The organism is Flavobacterium sp. N2270 (assembly GCF_025947225.1).
GTDB lineage: Bacteria > Bacteroidota > Bacteroidia > Flavobacteriales > Flavobacteriaceae > Flavobacterium.
The window spans coordinates 472,299-490,023 of record NZ_CP110005.1 but is presented as its reverse complement, the minus strand read 5'-3'; the positions used below and the strand labels follow the sequence as shown (position 1 = coordinate 490,023).

The following is a 17,725-nucleotide window of genomic DNA, read 5'->3' as shown; positions in this document are numbered from 1 at the left end:
AAAAATATAAAATGAAAAACTACATTTTTAAAGGAAGCTTAGGCTTTCTTTTTTTGGCCTCACTATTAAATTCTTGTAAAGCAAAGCAAGAAGCAACTCATGTTGTAGAATCTGTTGAGGTTAAAAAAGAATCGGTTGGTATTAATACTGATTTCATGGATACTTCTGTGAAACCTTCAGACGATTTTTTCCGTTATGTAAACGGAAAATGGTTAGACAATACAGAAATTCCTAGCGATAGAACCCGTTGGGGAAGTTTTGACGAGCTTCGTAAAAATACAGATGAAGACGTAATGGCTATTTTAAAGGATGCGATTAACGACAAGTCTATTGACCCAAATTCAGATCAAGCGAAAGCTATTAATTTGTACAAGTCTATATTAGATACTGTAACTAGAAACAAACAAGGAATTGAACCAATAAAACCTTATTTGGCAAAAATTGACGCTGTAAAATCTTCTAAAGATGTAGCTGCTTTAATTACTGAAATGGAAGCTGACGGAAATGGCGTTGGTTTTTTTGGTAGTTATGTATATACAGACGCTAAAAACAGTAGTAGAAATGTGGTTTACTTAAGCACAGGTAGTTTAGGATTGCCTGATAGAGATTATTATGTTTCTGATGCTCCAGATAATGTTGAAAAACGTCAAAAATACCAAGCACATATAGCAAGAATGCTACAGTTTATTGGTGAAGATGAAAAAACGGCTACTTCAAATGCTGCTAAAATTTTAGCTTTAGAAACTAAGATGTCAACGGCGACTTTAGATAGAGTAGAACGTAGAGATAGAAGAAAAACCTATAATCCAATGACTATTGCTGAATTGCAAAAATTAAGTCCTTCAGTTAATTGGTCTTCTTACTATCAAGGTATTGGTATCGGGAAAATTGATTCTGTAATTGTATCTCAGCCAAAATACATCGAAACGGTTGAATCTATTCTTAAAGAGAGCAAAGTAGATTCTTGGAAAGCCTATATGAAATGGACTGTGTTACGTCAATCTTCAGGATTGTTAACTACTGAAATTGGAAATGCAAATTGGGAATTTTATGGAAAAACGTTAACAGGAGCGGTTAAACAACGCCCAGCGGATGAAAGAGCATTGGCAACTGTAAACGGAACTTTAGGTGAGGCTTTAGGTAAATTGTATGTAGAGAAAAAATTCCCTGCAGAAGCAAAAGCAAAAGCAGAAGCAATGATTGCAAATGTATTTTTAGCTTTTGAAAATCGTATCGATAATTTACCTTGGATGACAAAAGCTACTAAGGAAAATGCAAAATTAAAACTTAGAAAATCAAGAGTTAAAATTGGTTATCCAGATAAATGGAAAGATTATTCTGAATTGGTAATTGCAAGTCCAGAAAATGGAGGAACGTATTTTGAAAACATGAAAAATGCTTCAAAATGGGGAAATAATGAGAACATTAAAAAACTTGGAAAGCCAGTAGACAAAGAAGAGTGGGGAATGTCTCCTCAAACGGTTAATGCTTATTTTAACCCTTCAAATAATGAAATCGTTTTCCCAGCTGCAATTTTACAACCACCTTTTTATGATTATAAAGCAGATGAAGCGGTGAATTATGGTGGAATTGGAGCGGTAATTGGGCACGAAATTTCTCATGGATTTGATGATTCGGGTTCACGTTACGATGCAGACGGTAACCTTGTAAACTGGTGGAGTGATGAAGATTTAACACAATTTACTTCTCTTGGAGGCGCTTTGGCAGATCAATATTCTAACTTACAACCTTTACCAGGAACTTTTGTAGATGGTAAATTTACATTGGGTGAAAATATTGGTGATTTAGGTGGAGTAAACGCTGCTTATGATGGTTTACAAATTTATTTAGCTAAAAACGGAAATCCAGGATTAATTGATGGTTTTACGCCAGAACAACGTTTCTTTATTTCTTGGTCAACTATTTGGAGAAGTAAAATGCGTGATGAAGCAATTAAAAATCAGGTAAAAACTGATCCGCATTCGCCAGGAATGTATCGTGCATATGTTCCCTTACAAAATGTAGATGCTTTTTATAAAGCGTTTAGTATTAAAGAAGGAGATGGAATGTATATTGCTCCAGATAAGAGAGTAAAAATTTGGTAATCCAAATTCTATAATAATTCTAAATCCCAAGTGAAAGCTTGGGATTTTTTATTTCTTTTTAATCGCCTTATTTACCATGAAAAGTCCAGAAAGTGTAATCAATCCGCCAATAATAATTGTAGTGCTTAAGGATTCGTTAAAGAGTAAATAACCAAACAATAAAGCAACCATTGGATTCACATAAGCGTACAAACTACTTATTTCTCTAGGTAAGTGTTCTAAAGAATAGATGAATGCTATAAATGTAAATACCGAACCAAATAGTACTAAATAAATAATTGCCCACCATGAAATAGCTGGAATTTCATTTAACGGCATACTTATTCCTGAAAACTCACAAACAGAAAACATGACCGTACATGAGATGAGCATTTGTAATCCAATATTAAAATAGGGATTAAAATTGGTATTGTTTTCTTTGATATAAATAGTAGATAATGCCCAAGTAAACGTTGCTATGATGGATAAAATAATTCCAAATTGAAATTCTGGATTTAAGAAATCATGTAAATAATCGTAAAAAATTACACAGATTCCAAGAAAACAAATTACCAATCCTAGCGTAGCACGCCAAGAGACTTTTTCGCCTCTAAAAAAACTGATGATTACAATCCAAAGTGGGAAAATTGAACCAATAATTGCTCCTAATCCACTCGATATATATTTTACGCCCCAAGTACTTAAGCCATTACTCAACATAAAGTTTAGAACGCTCAAAATAAGAATGTTTCGCCATTGTCTTTTATTTGGCCAAGGCGCTTTTATAGCTAAGAAATAAATTAAGAAAATCAATCCGCCTAACAATTGTCTAATTGCAACTAATTGAAGTGCTGGCATGTGTTTTACGCCTTCTTTTGAAGCAATCCATGTGGTTCCCCAAAAAAAGCAACACCAAATAAGTGCAAGCACAGGCAAGCCAATTGCGTTTTTCTTTTTAGTTATGTAGTTATGAAAAACGCTATAATATGCCATTTTTTAAATTTGTTTTTGAAAGGTGTAGTTGAGAATTTTTTGCAGTTTTTTACTGCTAATTATTTTGCCTTTAGATTTTGAATCTTTTACAAAAGTAGGGACTTTTAAATTCATTTCTAAAGCTTTTTTGTGATAATAATCTGCTCTTGTAGGATGTTCTGGTGCAACAGCATTAAAGGTTTCATTCCAATCCCAATTGTCAGACTGAGCCTGTCGAAGTCCTTTGTTAATTAACTTTTCAATAATTCCAATGCAATCATCTTGATGAATAAAGTTAATAGGCGCTTCAGGGTTTTCGACATTTTCTCTTCCTGCTAAGAATTGTATTGGATGACGATCTTTACCAATTAATCCACCAAAGCGAATAACTGTAGTTTTAAAATTGGGATTGGATTGTAATAATTGTTCTACTTCAAGTAATTGTTTTCCACCTTCAGAATCTGGGTTTAAAGCTGATTCTTCTGTCACTTCGAGCCCAGTCGAGAAGATTGGCAAATCACCATAAACCGAAGTCGAGCTTATAAAAAGCACTTTTTTAATTGCTGACTTTTCAATTTCGATTATTAAGTTTTTAATTTTAGAAACAAAATTTTCTGATTGAGAACTTCGTAATTTTGGTGGAATATCAATAATTAAAACTTCTGATTCGGTAAGAAAATTGGTTATGTTTCCAATTATTTTATCTTCGTCTAATGCAATTAAATACGGTTGAATTTTGTTTTCTTCTAATACAGTTAGTTTTTCTTCAGAAGTTGTAGAACCTTTAATGGAAAATCCGTTTTCAATTAACTTTTTGGCTAAAGGAAGACCAAGCCAACCACAACCTAATATTGAAATTTCATTCCTTTTCATGTTAGCTTACTTTCTTTACTAACATAAAAAAATCATCTTCTAATTGTCGGTAGCCTTGGTCGTATAAGAAGTAATAAATATTTCCTGTTTTTGTTGTTAACATGCTGGTGAAAAACTCAAAATCGAAACCTTTACTCAATAATTTTGTTTTAGTTGTTTTTGATTTTTCATCAGGATTCAATTCGCAGAGAATTCTATAATTTTTACGCAATTTGTTATTAATGTTACGCATTAAATTATTAGAATCTTTATTCATTTTGTTGTTGTATGCATTTCTGCAACCGTCGCTACAAAACTTTTTATCTTCTCGGCCAATAATTTTATCGCCACATTCTAAACATCCTTTACTCATAATTTTGTCATTACATGAAACGAAAAAATCTCATTCCGTTTGTGTGTTTTTAACCTGTCAGGTTTGTATCTTCTTATTTCTTATAATTAAACTTCATTTCTTTGCCAGTTTCTTCAAAAACTACATAAATATTCATTTCATTATCCGAAACCTTTTCAAATGTAAATTGATTGAAAAACACTTTGTTTTCTTCTACTTTCACGAGCCTAAATTCTTCGCTAATTTCTGGTTTTTCCCAACCTTTTAAATCCGCTCCAAAATGTTTCAATTGCAATAAAAGTGTATTATCTTTTTCTATAATATGGCCTAATTCATAAAAAACAACTTTTCCGTTTTTAACCAATTTAAAGTTAAACATCATTGAGTTACCAATGGGTTTACTCCAGTTTTCTTCACAAATTCCACCTAGAGCTTCACCTATCCAGTTTCCTGAAATCCATGATATATTTTGCAATGTTGCTTTAGGCGAACCTTTTTCATCGTTATAATGTAAAGTGTTTTGAGCAAAACCAAAAGATGCTGTAAGTAATAATAAAAGAATGTAATTTTTCATTATTTTAATTTTTTCAAACTGTATAAATCGTGTCTTCTGTCTTTCATGGTTCTAACGCTTCCATGTTGATGTAACTCTTTTAACAAATTCATGTCGACATCTACAATAAGTGTCATTTCTGTATTTGGAGTTGCCTCTGCTTTTATTCCATTACTTGGAAAGGCAAAATCAGATGGAGTGAAAACAGCTGCTTGTGCATATTGTATGTCCATGTTGTTTACTTTTGGTAAGTTACCTACACATCCTGCAATAGCTACATAACATTCGTTTTCAATAGCTCTTGCTTGTGCACAATGTTTTACACGCGTATATCCGTTTTGAGTGTCTGTTAAGAAAGGTACAAATAAGATATTCATTCCTTCATCGGCCATTAAACGAGATAATTCAGGGAATTCAACATCATAACAAATAACCACGCCAATTTTTCCACAATCGGTATCAAAAGTTTGAATGGTGTCACCACCTGTTATTCCCCAATGGAACGTTTCATTTGGTGTAATATGAATTTTACGATACATTTCACTTGTACCATCTCTTCTACATAAATAGCCTACGTTATAAACGTGACCGTCTTCTAAGTAAGGCATACTTCCTGTAATGATATTTATATTGTAAGAAATTGCAAATTCTTGGAATTTTTTATGCACAGCATCCGTATGTCTTGCTAATCCTTTTATGGCTTCTGCTTCAGATAAATGATTATAATCTGCCATCAAGGGTGCCGTAAATAATTCGGGAAACAAAGCAAAATCACTTCCGTAACCAGAAACAGCATCGATGAAAAATTCAGCTTGTTCAAATAACGCTTGGATATTATTCAAAGTTCTCATTTGCCATTGAATCAATCCTAAACGGACAATACTTTTTTCAGCGTTGATTAGTTTTGGACTATCATCGTAATAAATATTATTCCATTCAAGTAAAACGGCATATTCCATTGATTCTTTATCACCTTCTAAATAATTTTTAAGTACACGAACTTCATGGAAATCATTGCTTAATTGAAACGATAAAACTGGGTCGTAGATCTCTTTTTTCTTTACTTTTTCAATGTATACTTTTGGAGTAATTTCATTTTTAAACTTTCTGTAATTTGGAATTCTGCCTGCGAAGATGATTGATTTTAAATTTAATTGTTCACATAGTTCTTTTCGAACATCGTATAAACGACGTCCTAAACGTAATCCTCTATACTTTGGATTGATAAAAACATCAATTCCGTAAAGGGTTTCTCCGTTTGGGTTATGTGTGGAAAATGTAAAACTATCTGTTATGCCTTTGTACGTTCTTGTTTTAAAAGCGAAATCTTCGGTAACTAAAATAGATAAAGCTGAACCTACAACAACACCGTCTACAACAATTACCAATTGTCCTTCAGGAAATTTTTTTAATAAGAGTTCAATCTGATCTTCTTTCCAAAATGATTCTGCCATTTCTGGATAAGATTCAATCATTGACTTTTTTAATTCTTTATAATCTTCAATTTGTAAGTTTCTTAACTCAACGCTTTTAATGTTTGCTGGCATATGTTTTTTAATTATTTATGCGAATATAATGAAAATATTATCCGTTTACAAATGGTTACAAACATTTACAACCGATATTAATTAGATAAATACCGAATAAACTTTTTTTGTTGCCACATCTTTGCACTGTCGAAATGAAACACTGATAATTGCAACATCAATTACAAGTTAAAAGTTCAATTTTAAAGCAAAAGTTAAGTTTTATTAGACATTAAAAATAATTTTATATAAACCATTTAAATTTACACGCCATGAAAAACAGAGTACAATTAATCGGACACGTAGGACAAGAACCAGAAGTTAAAAACTTAGAAGGAGGAAAAAAATTAGCAAACATTTCTATTGCTACAAATGAAGTCTATTATAAAGACAACGGTGATAAAGTAGAAAAAACAGAATGGCACCGCGTAACAGCTTGGGGAAAAACAGCTGAAATTATTGAAAAGTACGTTACTAAAGGTAAGGAGCTTGCAATTGAAGGTAAGCTAACTACAAGAAGTTATGACGACAAAGAAGGTGTTAAGCGCTACATAACTGAAATTGTTGCCAATGAAGTTTTGCTATTAGGAAAGTAATTAGCAGATGAAAAGAAAAAACCACGCATTTGCGTGGTTTTTTTATTTTAAAATATTTAAAACTTCTTCAATATTATTCAAGGCTATGAAATTTTCATGTTCTATTTCAAAGTCTATTTTTTCATATTCCCAAGTAGTTACATACGGAACGTGAATTCCGTATCCACCTAAATTTATGATTGGTAAAACATCTGACTTTAGAGAATTCCCTATCATTAAAAAATCTTCTGCTTTAATGTCTAAGCGACCCAACATCTTTTCGTAATCTAATTCGGTTTTGTCGCTTAACACTTCAATGTGATGAAAATAATGGCCAATTCCAGAATCGTGTAACTTTCTGTGTTGATCTTTCAAATCGCCTTTTGTAGCCATTACCAATTTATAATTTCCGTGAAGTTCTTGCAATACATTTTCTACATTAGGCATTAATTCTACAGGTTTCTGCAATAAATCTTTACCAATGGTAATGATTTGTTCAATTCCTTTGCCTGAAATATTATTATCGGTAATTTTTAAAGCCGTTTCAATCATAGAAAGCGTAAAGGCTTTAATTCCAAAACCATAAATAGGTAAGTTTTTTACTTGGTGATTTAAAATTAGCCCTAAAATTTCTTGACTAGAAGCAAAATCTTGAAACAGTTTGCAAAAACGTGCTTGCGCTTCATCGAAATAAGGTTCGTTGTGCCAAAGTGTGTCGTCTGCGTCGAAAGCAATAATTTTCGCGTTTTTCATCTTAGCTAATTAAAGCGCCATTCATTACACCTTCAGTATCTGGATTTACGAAAACTAATTTTCCGTCTGGCAAATTAGTCATTAAGATCATTCCAGCGCTTTCTACTCCACGTAACGCTCTTGGCGCTAGGTTTACTAATACTGTAACTCTTTTTCCAATTACTTCTTCCGGAGAAAAATGTTCGGCAATTCCAGAAACTATAGTTCTTACATCTATCCCTGTATCAACTTTTAAAACCAATAGCTTATTTGCTTTAGGCATTTTTTCAGCTTCAAGAATAGTTCCAACACGTAAATCTAATTTTGTAAAATCGTCAAAAGTGGCAGTTTCTTTTTGAGGTTCAGCTGTAGCATTATCCATTTCATTATTTTTTTTAGTAGCTTCTAATTTGTCTATTTGTTTTTGAATTTCTTCATCTTCAATTTTTGAAAACAAAATTTCTGCTTGGCCAATTTTATGATTTGACTCTAATAAATTTGAATTAATTGAAATATCTGACCATTTTATGTCGTTTTCATTTTTATTCAGCATTGTTTTTAATTTACTTGCTGTAAAAGGTAAAAACGGTTCACACAAAACACTTAATGCAGTTGTAATTTGTAAGGCAACATACATTTGTGTTTTTACTCTTTCAGGATTTTCTTTTATTGTAATCCAAGGTTCAGTTTCGGTCAAATATTTATTCCCTAAACGCGCAACATTCATCATTTCACCTAAAGCTTCTCTAAAACGATAGCGCTCAATTGATGAGGCAATAACTTCAGGATATGCTTTTAATTCGGTTAATGTTTGTACATCTAATTCAGTAAACTCATTTGGAGTTGGAACAATTCCGTCATAATATTTATTCGTTAGAACAATAACACGATTTACAAAGTTCCCTAAAATAGAAGCCAATTCGTTATTATTTCTTGCTTGAAAATCTTTCCAAGTAAAATCGTTGTCTTTGCTTTCTGGAGCATTTGCTGTTAAAGCATAACGTAACGCATCTTGTTTGTTTGGAAAATCTTGTAAATATTCGTGTAACCAAACTGCCCAGTTTTTAGAGGTAGAAAGTTTATTTCCTTCTAAATTTAAAAACTCATTCGCTGGCACATTATCGGGTAAAATATAACTTCCTTCTGCTTTTAACATGGCTGGAAAAATTACACAATGAAAAACAATATTGTCTTTACCAATAAAATGAACCAATTTTGTTTCTTCATCTTTCCAATATGGTTCCCATTCTTTTCCTTCTCTTGCAGCCCATTCCTTAGTAGCTGAAATGTATCCAATAGGAGCATCAAACCATACGTATAATTTTTTTCCTTCTGCGCCTTCAACCGGAACGTCAATTCCCCAATCTAAATCACGTGTTACGGCTCTTGGTTCTAAACCGCCATCAACCCATGATTTTACTTGTCCGTAAACATTAGGTTTCCAGTCGTTTTTGTGACCTTCTAAAATCCATTCACGCAAAAAAGAATCGTATCTATTTAAAGGTAAAAACCAATGTTTAGTTGCTTTCATAATTGGAGTTTCACCAGTAATTGTCGATTTCGGATTAATTAAATCGGTAGCGTTTAAAGTAGAACCACATTTTTCACATTGATCGCCATAAGCTTCTGGATTATCGCATTTAGGACAAGTTCCTGTAACAAAACGATCTGCTAAAAATTGGTCAGCTTTTGCATCATACAATTGCTCAGTAACTTCTTCAATAAAGTCGCCGTTGTCATATAATTTTTTAAAAAACTCCTGAGCTGTATCGTGATGGATTTTCGCTGAAGTTCTTGAGTAATTGTCAAATGAAATTCCAAAATCAATAAAAGATTGACGAATAATTCCGTCGTATTTATCAATTACTTGTTGTGGTGTAATACCTTCTTTCTTTGCTTTCATTGAAATAGCAACTCCATGCTCATCGCTTCCGCACATAAAAGCAACATCTTTTCCTTGCATACGAAGGTAACGTGCATATATATCAGAAGGAACATAAACACCTGCTAAATGACCAATGTGAATAGGTCCGTTTGTATAAGGCAAAGCCGCAGTAATTGTATATCTTTTAGGATTTTGAATCATAATACATTGAAATTTGGCACAAAAATAATTCATTAAGCATGAAATGACGAATTTTTGTTTGATTTTGTTTACTTTTGAGATAAAGAAATCTGCTATGTTTAGATTTATTTTTTTGTTTTTACTAATTTCAAACTTTTCTCATTCCCAAAAGAAAATGAAAATTCCTCCTTATTTAAAAAAAGGCGATACCGTCGCCATTGTTTGTACTGCGCGTAAATTTTTCCCAGAAGATGCAATCCCTGCAAAAGAATTACTAGAATCATGGGGTTTAAAAACTAAGCTTGGTAATACTATAGGTTTAGATAGTTGTCAGCTTGGTGGGACAGATGCTCAGCGCGCTGTCGATTTTCAAAACATGATGGATGATGATAATATCAAAGCTATTTGGTGTGCTCGTGGAGGTTATGGAACTGTTCGTATTATTGATATGCTTGATTTTACTAAATTTAAAAAGCATCCAAAATGGATTATGGGTTTTAGTGATGTTACGGTTTTACATAGTCATGCTAACGTTGAGCGCGTGGCAACTTTGCATTCTATAATGCCATTTACAGTTCCAAAAGCACCTGAAGAAGTTAAGGAAACATTGAGAAAAGCACTTTTTGGAGAGCCTATAGAATATGTGATTCCAACAGTTTCTTATAATGTAAAAGGAAAAGCAGCTGGTGAATTAGTTGGAGGGAACTTATCGATACTTTATAGTTTATTTGGCTCAAAATCTTCATTAGATACAAATGGTAAGATTCTTTACATTGAAGATTTAGACGAGTATCTTTATCATGTAGATAGAATGATGCAAAACATGAAGCGTAATGGTTATTTTGAGAATGTAAAAGGACTAATTGTTGGTGGAATGACCGACATGCACGACAACGAAATTCCTTTCGGACAAAATGCGGTTCAAATTATCACGGCAATAGCCTCGCAATACAATATTCCAATTGCATTTGATTTTCCTGCAGGACATATGAAAGATAATCGAACGCTAATTTTAGGAAAGCAAGTTGATTTTGAAGTCAATGATAAAGAAGTTAAATTGAAGTTTAAGTAAGATTGCTTCGTAAACTCGGAATGACATGGCTGAACATAACGATTTAGGAAAGCTTGGCGAAGAATTAGCTGTTGAATTTCTTCAAGAAAATGGATATACTGTTTTAGAGACCAATTGGACTTTTCAAAAGGCAGAAATTGATATTATTGCTCAAAAAGATAATGTTTTAGCAGTTATTGAAGTTAAAACACGTTCGAGTATCGATTTTGGCTTGCCTCAAGATTTCGTAAAACCTAAAAAAATTCAGTTATTAGTAAAGGCTGTTAATGAATATGTGATTTTAAATGATTTAGAGGTTGAGGTTCGGTTTGATATTATCGCTATTTATAAAGAGAATCAAAAATTTAACATTGAACACATAAAAGAAGCCTTTTTTTATTTTTAAGTTATATATGTAACAATTTGTTTTTAGTATATTTGCATAAAATTTTTTGGTATGAAAACAATTTCTTCTGTAGTTGAGAATTACATAAAATCAAAACCATTCCTTTTAAATTCATTAGCTCAAGGAATAATAAACTTAACATCTTTAGCAAGAATAATGGTTCCTGAACTTGAAAAGGAGCTAGGTAAAGATATTAAACAAGGGGCAATTGTTATGTCTTTAAAAAGGCTTTCGGAAGAATTAGATTTTAAAATTAATCGAAAAATTTCTAAAGTTTTAATGAATATTGGTGAAATTACAGTTAGATCATCGCTTTCTGATTTTGCATTTGTAGTGTCGGATACTTTGTTAGAAAATCAAGGGAAATTAATTTCTGAAATTAATAAGCATCAAGATGTTTTTTATACCTCTTCAAGAGGTGTTAATGAGATGAATATTATTATTAGTACTTCTTATTCACACTTAGTCGAAAACTTTTTTAGTCTAGAAAAACAAACCTTACACTTAGAAAATTTATCATCTATAACGGTAAAGTTACCACAAGATAATATTTCTGTACCGGGTGTTTATTATTATATTTTTCAAAAATTAGCTTGGGAAGGAATAGTTATTCATGAAGTTATTTCTACAACTAACGAGTTTACAATAATTGTAAGTGATGAACAAATAGATGTTGCTTTTAAAGTAGTTAAAGATTTAAAAAGTATACAAGAGTAGTAAAAAAAAGCCTATTTTTTTCTACATCAAAAAAAGAAACGTATTTTTACCAATCTTATACTAAAAAATGTAATTTTTAGTTTAAAGAATAAAAACGTTTTAATTTGAAGGCTAATCATCTAAAATACGCATTAACATTAGGTTTAATGCTCTTTATAATTTCTTGCTCTGTTAAGAAAGATAAGTTTATTAATAGGAATGTGCATGCAGTTACTACAGAATATAATGTTCTGTATAACGGTAATTTAGCATTAGATGCGGGTTTAGAAAACTTAAAGACAACTTTTAAAGATAATTTTTGGGAAATTCTTCCAGTGGAAAGAATGCAAGAAAAAGAAGAAAATTTTCTCCCAGGTCAAACTAAAAACCCAAATTTCACGAGGGCTGAGGAGAAAGCAGTCAAAGCCATTCAAAAACATTCAATGAATATTGGTGGGATTGAGAAAAATCCACAAATGGACGAAGCTTATTTACTTTTAGCTAAATCACGTTATTATGAAAATAGATTTATTCCTTCGTTAGAGTCTTTAAATTATATTTTATATAAATATCCTAAAAGCGACAAAATTTATCACGCTAAAGTTTGGCGTGAAAAAGTAAATATTAGACTTGAAAATAATGAAGTTGCTATAAAAAATTTAAAATTATTGCTTGAAAAGAAAGATATTGTAGGTCAAGATTTAGCAGATGCAAATGCAATGTTGAGTCAAGCTTATAGAAATATAGGTTCAAATGATTCAGCGATTGCAACTATTAAAATAGCAAGATTAGAAACTAAAGATAAAGAAGAAAAAGCACGCTATTCATTTATTTTAGGGCAGTTATATGAATCTTTTCAGTATAATGACAGTGCGTTTGTTGCTTTTCAAGAAGTTATCGATATGAATAGAAAGTCTCCAAGAAGATACGTTATTCAGGCTCATGCAAAACAAGCTCAACAGTTTGATTATAAAAAAGGTGACACTCTAGCATTTGTTGAAAAATTCACAAAATTATTAGAAGATAGAGAAAACAGACCTTATCTAGATATTCTAAATCATCAAATGGGAGTTTTTTATGATAAAAACAATAAACCTAAAATTGCTGAAAAGTTTTACAATAAATCGATAAAGGCATTTAGTCAAGATGAATATTTGATTTCATCAAATTATAGAAATATTGGCGAAATTTATTTTAAAGATGCTCAGTATAAAATTGCAGGAAAATATTATGATAGTACTTTGTTGAGATTAAAAGAAGGTACTAGAGAATATCGTAAATATAAAAAGAAAAGGCTTAATCTAGTAGACGTTATTAAATATGAAACTATTGCTCAAGAGAATGATAGTATTTTGAATTTAGTTTCAATGAGTGACTCTCAAAAGACAGATTATTTTCAAAAATATATCGATGAGTTAAAAATTAAAGACGAATTAAGGGCAAAATTAGAAGCTGAAAAAGCTGAAAGGGAAGCAAATATTGCTGCTAATAATGCTATTAAACCAGGTAGTCAGTCTGGAGGGAAGTTTAATCCAAACCCATCATCAATTTCACCTCCACTTGGTAATTCTAGTATGTTGCCACCTGTTTCTTTGGGTAATGAATCTAGTAATTTTTATTTCTATAATCCTGTGACGGTTAGTTATGGTAAGCGAGAGTTTGAAGGTAAATGGGGTAAAAGAGAGTTAAAGAAAAACTGGAGGTTATCTTCTAATAAAGATCTTGATTTTTCTGCAAACAGCATAAGTGAACTTGAAGTTAAAAACGATTCTTTGGTTGCTGAAACAGAAGAAAAATATACGGTTAAGTTTTACACTTCTCAGTTACCTACTTCGCAATTAGTAATAGATAGTTTGGCTACAAATAGAAATTTTGCCTACTATCAATTAGGTGTAATTTATAAGGAAAAGTTTAAGGAATATGAATTGGCTGCTTCAAGGTTAGAACAATTGTTGAAAAACAATCCTGAAGAAAGATTGATACTTCCTGCTAAATATAATTTGTTTAAGATTTATGAAGCTTTAAAATCAAACAAAGCGGAAGTTTATAAAAACCAAATTATTACAGAATATCCTGATAGTCGTTATGCGCAAATTGTTCAAAATCCTTCTATTGAGTTAACGGATAACGAAAGTCCAGATAAAGTATATTACAATTTATATAAATTATTTGAAGACAATGCCGTTAGAGATGCTTCTGAGGAAGTAGACTTAAGAATTGATCAATTTTTTGGAGATGAATCATTACCTAAATTCGAGTTGTTAAAGGCAAATATAAAAGGAAGGCTTGAAGGTTTAGATGCTTATAAAAAAGCTCTAAACTTTGTAGCATTAACTTATCCAGATGAGTTAGAAGGAAAGCAGGCTGAAAGTTTACTGCAAAACGATATTCCTAAGCTTGAAGGTTTTGAATTAGGTAAAGCAGAAGCTACAAGCTGGAAAATTATTTTTATTAAAGATTTTCCATTAAAGGAGGATTCTAAAAAATTATTAGAAAAAATCAATAAGTATATCAAAGACAGAAATAGTGTTTTGCTTAAAGCATCATCAGATCTTTACACAATTGATAAAGATATTATAGTAATTCATGGGTTTAAAAACCAAGAAAATGCTAAATCAGTTTTAAGTGTTTTGCAGGAATTTAAAGATTATAAAATTAAAGATAAGGCCTATATTATTTCTTCTGAAGATTATAAAGTGATTCAGTTTAAAAAGAATATTGATGAATGGTTAGTATTAAATAAACAATAAAACAAAAGACCAACTATATTATGTTTGATAAATCCAAGAAAGATACAAGTCAATTAGGGCAAACAAATAGAATTGTACAAGGAACAGTAATTAAAGGAGATATTACTTCAAAAACTGATTTTAGATTAGATGGTATCTTAATTGGTAATTATAATTCTGCTTCTAAATTAGTTATAGGTCCTACAGGAGAAGTTCAAGGAAATATTAAATGTGTAAATATTGATATTGAAGGAAAATTTTCTGGAAAACTTGAGGTTTCGGAACTTTTAGGGGTAAAATCAACGGCTAAAATTAAAGGAGAAGTGTTTGTAAGTAAACTTTCAGTCGAGCCTGGTGCTATTTTTGAAGCAACTTGCGAAATGAAAAGTAATTTAAAGTCTATTCCTACAAGCAATGACCAATCAGAAAAAACCGCATAATAAATGGATGCAATTAATTAATATTCCTTTTCAAATGGGAGTAATAATTGTTTTTTTTGCTTATTTAGGAAAATGGTTAGATGAAAAATGCTTGACAGATACTGTTTTTACAATAATTTTTACTTTGCTAGGTGTTTTTTTGGCATTATATAATGTGATTAGTCAAGTAAATAAGATGAATAATGATGAATAAAATATTTATTTTATTAAAAAAACTAACGTTAATTGTTTTGCCGCTTTTTTTGCTACATGTTTTAGTTTTTCAACAAGAATTACTAAGTAGTTATCAAGAAAAATTTCGGATTCAAGTTTGGCAACTTTATTTAGTTTCATTATTCTTCTCTGTTTTAAGTATTGTTTTAATGCAAAAAACTTCTGAAAAAAATTTTGAAAGCACTGGTTTTGTGTTTATTGTGGTTTTAACTTTGAAGATGGTGGTTTACTACTTTCTATTCGACTTGATAAGGTTAGGTTCTTTGGAAAGTTCTGTAGAAAAAATAAATTTTGGATTAATAGTAATTTCTTTTTTAATAATTGACATCTTTTTGGCGAGTAAAATTTTAAATAAAAAGTAGCTTTTAAAAGAAAACAAAAAAAATACGTTTTTTTTTATTTTTAAGACTTGGTGTATTAATAAATATTGTACTTTTGCACCAAATTTAGAAACCTAAGAATTTAAGTTTATAATAATTATGGTGATTTTAAGAAAACCACTTAATGTGATAGTAGCCTTCGCTTTTGCGATGTTGCCTTTAGTAGGAATAGCTAATAATCCTTCAGATTCAACAGTTGTTGCTCACTCAGAAGAAGTTGTACATGCAGAAGAAGGGCATCATGAAGCTGAGCCTTTAAGTAAGAAGGATAAAGTTGATGCTTATATTCAACATCACTTGCAGGATTCTCATGATTTTAATTTCTTTTCTGATGAAGCAGAAGGTAAGCATTACGGATTTTCTTTGCCAGTCATTTTATATGACAATGGTTTGCAAATATTTTCATCTTCAAAGTTACATCATGGTGAAGCTGTTGCTGAACATAATGGTAATTTTTATAAATTATACCACAGTAAAATTTATAAAACTGATGCTGAAGGTACAATAAGTTATGATGAGCATCATCATCCTACAAATGTTAAACCGTTAGATTTTTCTATTACGAAAAATGTAGTTTCGATGTTGTTTACGTCTGCATTGTTGTTGTTAATGTTTGTTGGTTTGGCAAAATCTTATAAGAAAGGCGCGATTCCTACTGGTTTTGGAAGGGTTTTAGAGCCGCTAATTATTTTTATTAGAGACGAAATTGCAATTCCAAATATTGGAGAGAAAAAATATAGAAAATTTATGGGTTACTTATTAACTGTGTTTTTCTTTATTTGGTTGTTAAATTTATTAGGGATGACACCTCTTGGGATTAATGTAACTGGAAATATAGCTGTAACGGTTTGTTTGGCTTTATTCACTTTTGTTATTACTCAGGTTAGTGCTAATAAAGATTATTGGAAACATATTTTTTGGATGCCAGGTGTTCCTGTTCCAATGAAAATAATATTAATGCCTATTGAATTGTTAGGTACATTAACAAAGCCATTTGCATTATTAATACGTTTATTTGCTAATATTACTGCAGGTCACGTTGTAATTATGAGTTTAATTGCAATGATATTTGTGGGTAAAAATTTAGCAGCAGATTTGCCTATATCGCTTGGGTTAACATTGTTTATTTCTGTTATTGAGGTTTTAGTAGCTTTCTTGCAGGCTTTTATTTTTACAATGTTGTCTTCGTTGTTTATTGGAATGGCGGTACAAGATCATCATCATGATGAGCACCATAGTGAAGATATGCATGGTGATCATGATAATGCAATAGTTTAATTTAGAATTTTTTGTTTAATTATATAAATCAATTATTATGTACAATTTAATTGGAGCTGGATTAGTAGTAATCGGAGCGGGTTTAGGTTTAGGTAAAATCGGTGGATCTGCAATGGATGCTATCGCTCGTCAGCCAGAAGCTGCTGGTAAAATTCAAACTGCGATGATTATTATCGCTGCTTTATTAGAAGGATTAGCATTTGCTGCTTTAATCTTAGGAAAATAATAAAGAATGAAAAAAACAAATCCTGTAACGGTTGGTTACAGGTTTTGTTTTATTTTTGAAACAAAATTTAAAACGATATATTTTAGAATATGGAAAAGTTAATTAACGATTTTTCATTTGGTTTGTTTTTTTGGCAATTGACTATTTTAGTTGTGTTAATTGGTTTAATGGTTAAATTTGCATGGAAACCTATTATGGAGGCTATTACAGCTCGTGAAGAAGGTATTTCAAATGCATTGTTAGCTGCAGAAAATGCTAAAAAAGACATGCAAAATCTTAAAGCAGATAACGAAAAGTTATTGGCTGAAGCTAGAGCTGAAAGAGACACAATGATAAAAGAAGCTCGTGAGATTAAAGATAAAATGATTGCAGATGCTAAAGAAGAAGCACAAGTACAAGGAGAAAAAATGATTTCTCAAGCGAAAGCTTCTATCGAATCTGAAAAGAATGCTGCAATGGCTGAAATTAAGAATCAAGTGTCTTCTCTTTCAATAGAAATTGCAGAAAAAATATTAAAAGAAGAATTAACTAGCACAGAAGCTCAGTCAAAACTGGTTGAGAAAATGTTAGGTGAAGCAAAACTAAACTAAAGCAT

The 17,725-nt window shown here is 31.2% G+C and carries 19 protein-coding genes; 12 read left to right on the top strand and 7 right to left on the bottom strand.

The window, feature by feature from the left end; all coding sequences use genetic code 11:
- Nucleotides 1–11 precede the first annotated feature (11 nt).
- A complete protein-coding gene (locus OLM55_RS02375) occupies nt 12–2,105 on the top strand; it encodes a M13 family metallopeptidase (protein WP_264559819.1) in 2,094 nt (697 codons plus the stop codon).
- 48 nt (nt 2,106–2,153) lie between these two features.
- On the opposite strand, the gene OLM55_RS02370 is transcribed toward OLM55_RS02375, so the two are convergent.
- The 5 genes from OLM55_RS02370 to OLM55_RS02350 form a co-directional block, all read right to left on the bottom strand.
- Nucleotides 2,154–3,077 (bottom strand): DMT family transporter, encoded by a 924-nt coding sequence (locus OLM55_RS02370; RefSeq protein ID WP_264559818.1) that lies wholly within the window; start codon nt 3,075–3,077, stop codon nt 2,154–2,156.
- 3 nt (nt 3,078–3,080) lie between these two features.
- Nucleotides 3,081–3,929, bottom strand: coding sequence for an SDR family oxidoreductase (locus tag OLM55_RS02365; RefSeq protein WP_264559817.1), 849 nt, complete (start codon nt 3,927–3,929; stop codon nt 3,081–3,083).
- Nucleotide 3,930: 1 nt separating this feature from the next.
- Nucleotides 3,931–4,281 carry a hypothetical protein gene (locus tag OLM55_RS02360; protein ID WP_264559816.1) on the bottom strand — a complete coding sequence of 117 codons (351 nt, stop codon included), beginning with the start codon at nt 4,279–4,281 and terminating at the stop codon, nt 3,931–3,933.
- Nucleotides 4,282–4,354: 73 nt separating this feature from the next.
- Nucleotides 4,355–4,834 carry a DUF6265 family protein gene (locus OLM55_RS02355; protein ID WP_264559815.1) on the bottom strand — a complete coding sequence of 160 codons (480 nt, stop codon included), beginning with the start codon at nt 4,832–4,834 and terminating at the stop codon, nt 4,355–4,357.
- Nucleotides 4,834–6,360: a carbon-nitrogen hydrolase family protein gene (locus tag OLM55_RS02350; protein ID WP_264559814.1), complete on the bottom strand. Its 1,527-nt coding sequence runs from the start codon at nt 6,358–6,360 to the stop codon at nt 4,834–4,836. The genes OLM55_RS02355 and OLM55_RS02350 overlap by 1 nt, the downstream gene beginning before the upstream one ends.
- Before the next feature lie 251 nt (nt 6,361–6,611).
- On the opposite strand from OLM55_RS02350, the gene OLM55_RS02345 reads away from it, so the two are divergent.
- Complete coding sequence (locus tag OLM55_RS02345; protein WP_264559813.1) at nt 6,612–6,935, top strand: single-stranded DNA-binding protein; 324 nt, start codon at nt 6,612–6,614, stop codon at nt 6,933–6,935.
- A 42-nt stretch (nt 6,936–6,977) separates the two neighbouring features.
- On the opposite strand, the gene OLM55_RS02340 is transcribed toward OLM55_RS02345, so the two are convergent.
- Nucleotides 6,978–7,667, bottom strand: a complete 690-nt coding sequence (locus OLM55_RS02340) for an HAD family hydrolase (RefSeq protein ID WP_264559812.1) — start codon at nt 7,665–7,667, stop codon at nt 6,978–6,980.
- Between the two features lies 1 nt (nt 7,668).
- On the bottom strand, nt 7,669–9,732 hold the full coding sequence (metG, locus tag OLM55_RS02335) for a methionine--tRNA ligase (RefSeq protein WP_264559811.1): 2,064 nt from the start codon (nt 9,730–9,732) through the stop codon (nt 7,669–7,671).
- A 154-nt stretch (nt 9,733–9,886) separates the two neighbouring features.
- On the opposite strand from metG, the gene OLM55_RS02330 reads away from it, so the two are divergent.
- From OLM55_RS02330 to OLM55_RS02285, 10 genes are all read left to right on the top strand, one after another.
- A complete protein-coding gene (locus tag OLM55_RS02330; protein ID WP_264559810.1) occupies nt 9,887–10,783 on the top strand; it encodes a S66 peptidase family protein in 897 nt (298 codons plus the stop codon).
- A 25-nt stretch (nt 10,784–10,808) separates the two neighbouring features.
- A complete protein-coding gene (locus OLM55_RS02325) occupies nt 10,809–11,168 on the top strand; it encodes a YraN family protein (RefSeq protein ID WP_264559809.1) in 360 nt (119 codons plus the stop codon).
- 51 nt (nt 11,169–11,219) lie between these two features.
- Nucleotides 11,220–11,885, top strand: a complete 666-nt coding sequence (locus OLM55_RS02320) for an aspartate kinase (RefSeq protein WP_264559808.1) — start codon at nt 11,220–11,222, stop codon at nt 11,883–11,885.
- A gap of 146 nt (nt 11,886–12,031) precedes the next feature.
- Nucleotides 12,032–14,614, top strand: a complete 2,583-nt coding sequence (locus tag OLM55_RS02315; protein WP_264559807.1) for a tetratricopeptide repeat protein — start codon at nt 12,032–12,034, stop codon at nt 14,612–14,614.
- A gap of 20 nt (nt 14,615–14,634) precedes the next feature.
- Complete coding sequence (locus tag OLM55_RS02310) at nt 14,635–15,033, top strand: bactofilin family protein (RefSeq protein WP_264559806.1); 399 nt, start codon at nt 14,635–14,637, stop codon at nt 15,031–15,033.
- A gap of 7 nt (nt 15,034–15,040) precedes the next feature.
- The gene (locus tag OLM55_RS02305; RefSeq protein ID WP_264559805.1) at nt 15,041–15,226 is read left to right on the top strand and encodes an AtpZ/AtpI family protein; all 186 of its coding nucleotides are present in this window, start codon (nt 15,041–15,043) and stop codon (nt 15,224–15,226) included.
- Nucleotides 15,216–15,608, top strand: a complete 393-nt coding sequence (locus OLM55_RS02300) for a hypothetical protein (RefSeq protein WP_264559804.1) — start codon at nt 15,216–15,218, stop codon at nt 15,606–15,608. Before OLM55_RS02305 ends, OLM55_RS02300 begins: the two co-directional genes overlap by 11 nt.
- 117 nt (nt 15,609–15,725) lie before the next feature.
- Complete coding sequence (gene atpB / locus OLM55_RS02295; RefSeq protein WP_264559803.1) at nt 15,726–16,904, top strand: F0F1 ATP synthase subunit A; 1,179 nt, start codon at nt 15,726–15,728, stop codon at nt 16,902–16,904.
- A 37-nt stretch (nt 16,905–16,941) separates the two neighbouring features.
- Nucleotides 16,942–17,130 carry an ATP synthase F0 subunit C gene (gene atpE, locus OLM55_RS02290; protein WP_111566383.1) on the top strand — a complete coding sequence of 63 codons (189 nt, stop codon included), beginning with the start codon at nt 16,942–16,944 and terminating at the stop codon, nt 17,128–17,130.
- An 89-nt stretch (nt 17,131–17,219) separates the two neighbouring features.
- Nucleotides 17,220–17,720 (top strand): F0F1 ATP synthase subunit B, encoded by a 501-nt coding sequence (locus OLM55_RS02285; protein ID WP_264559802.1) that lies wholly within the window; start codon nt 17,220–17,222, stop codon nt 17,718–17,720.
- The last annotated feature ends 5 nt before the right edge of the window (nt 17,721–17,725 follow it).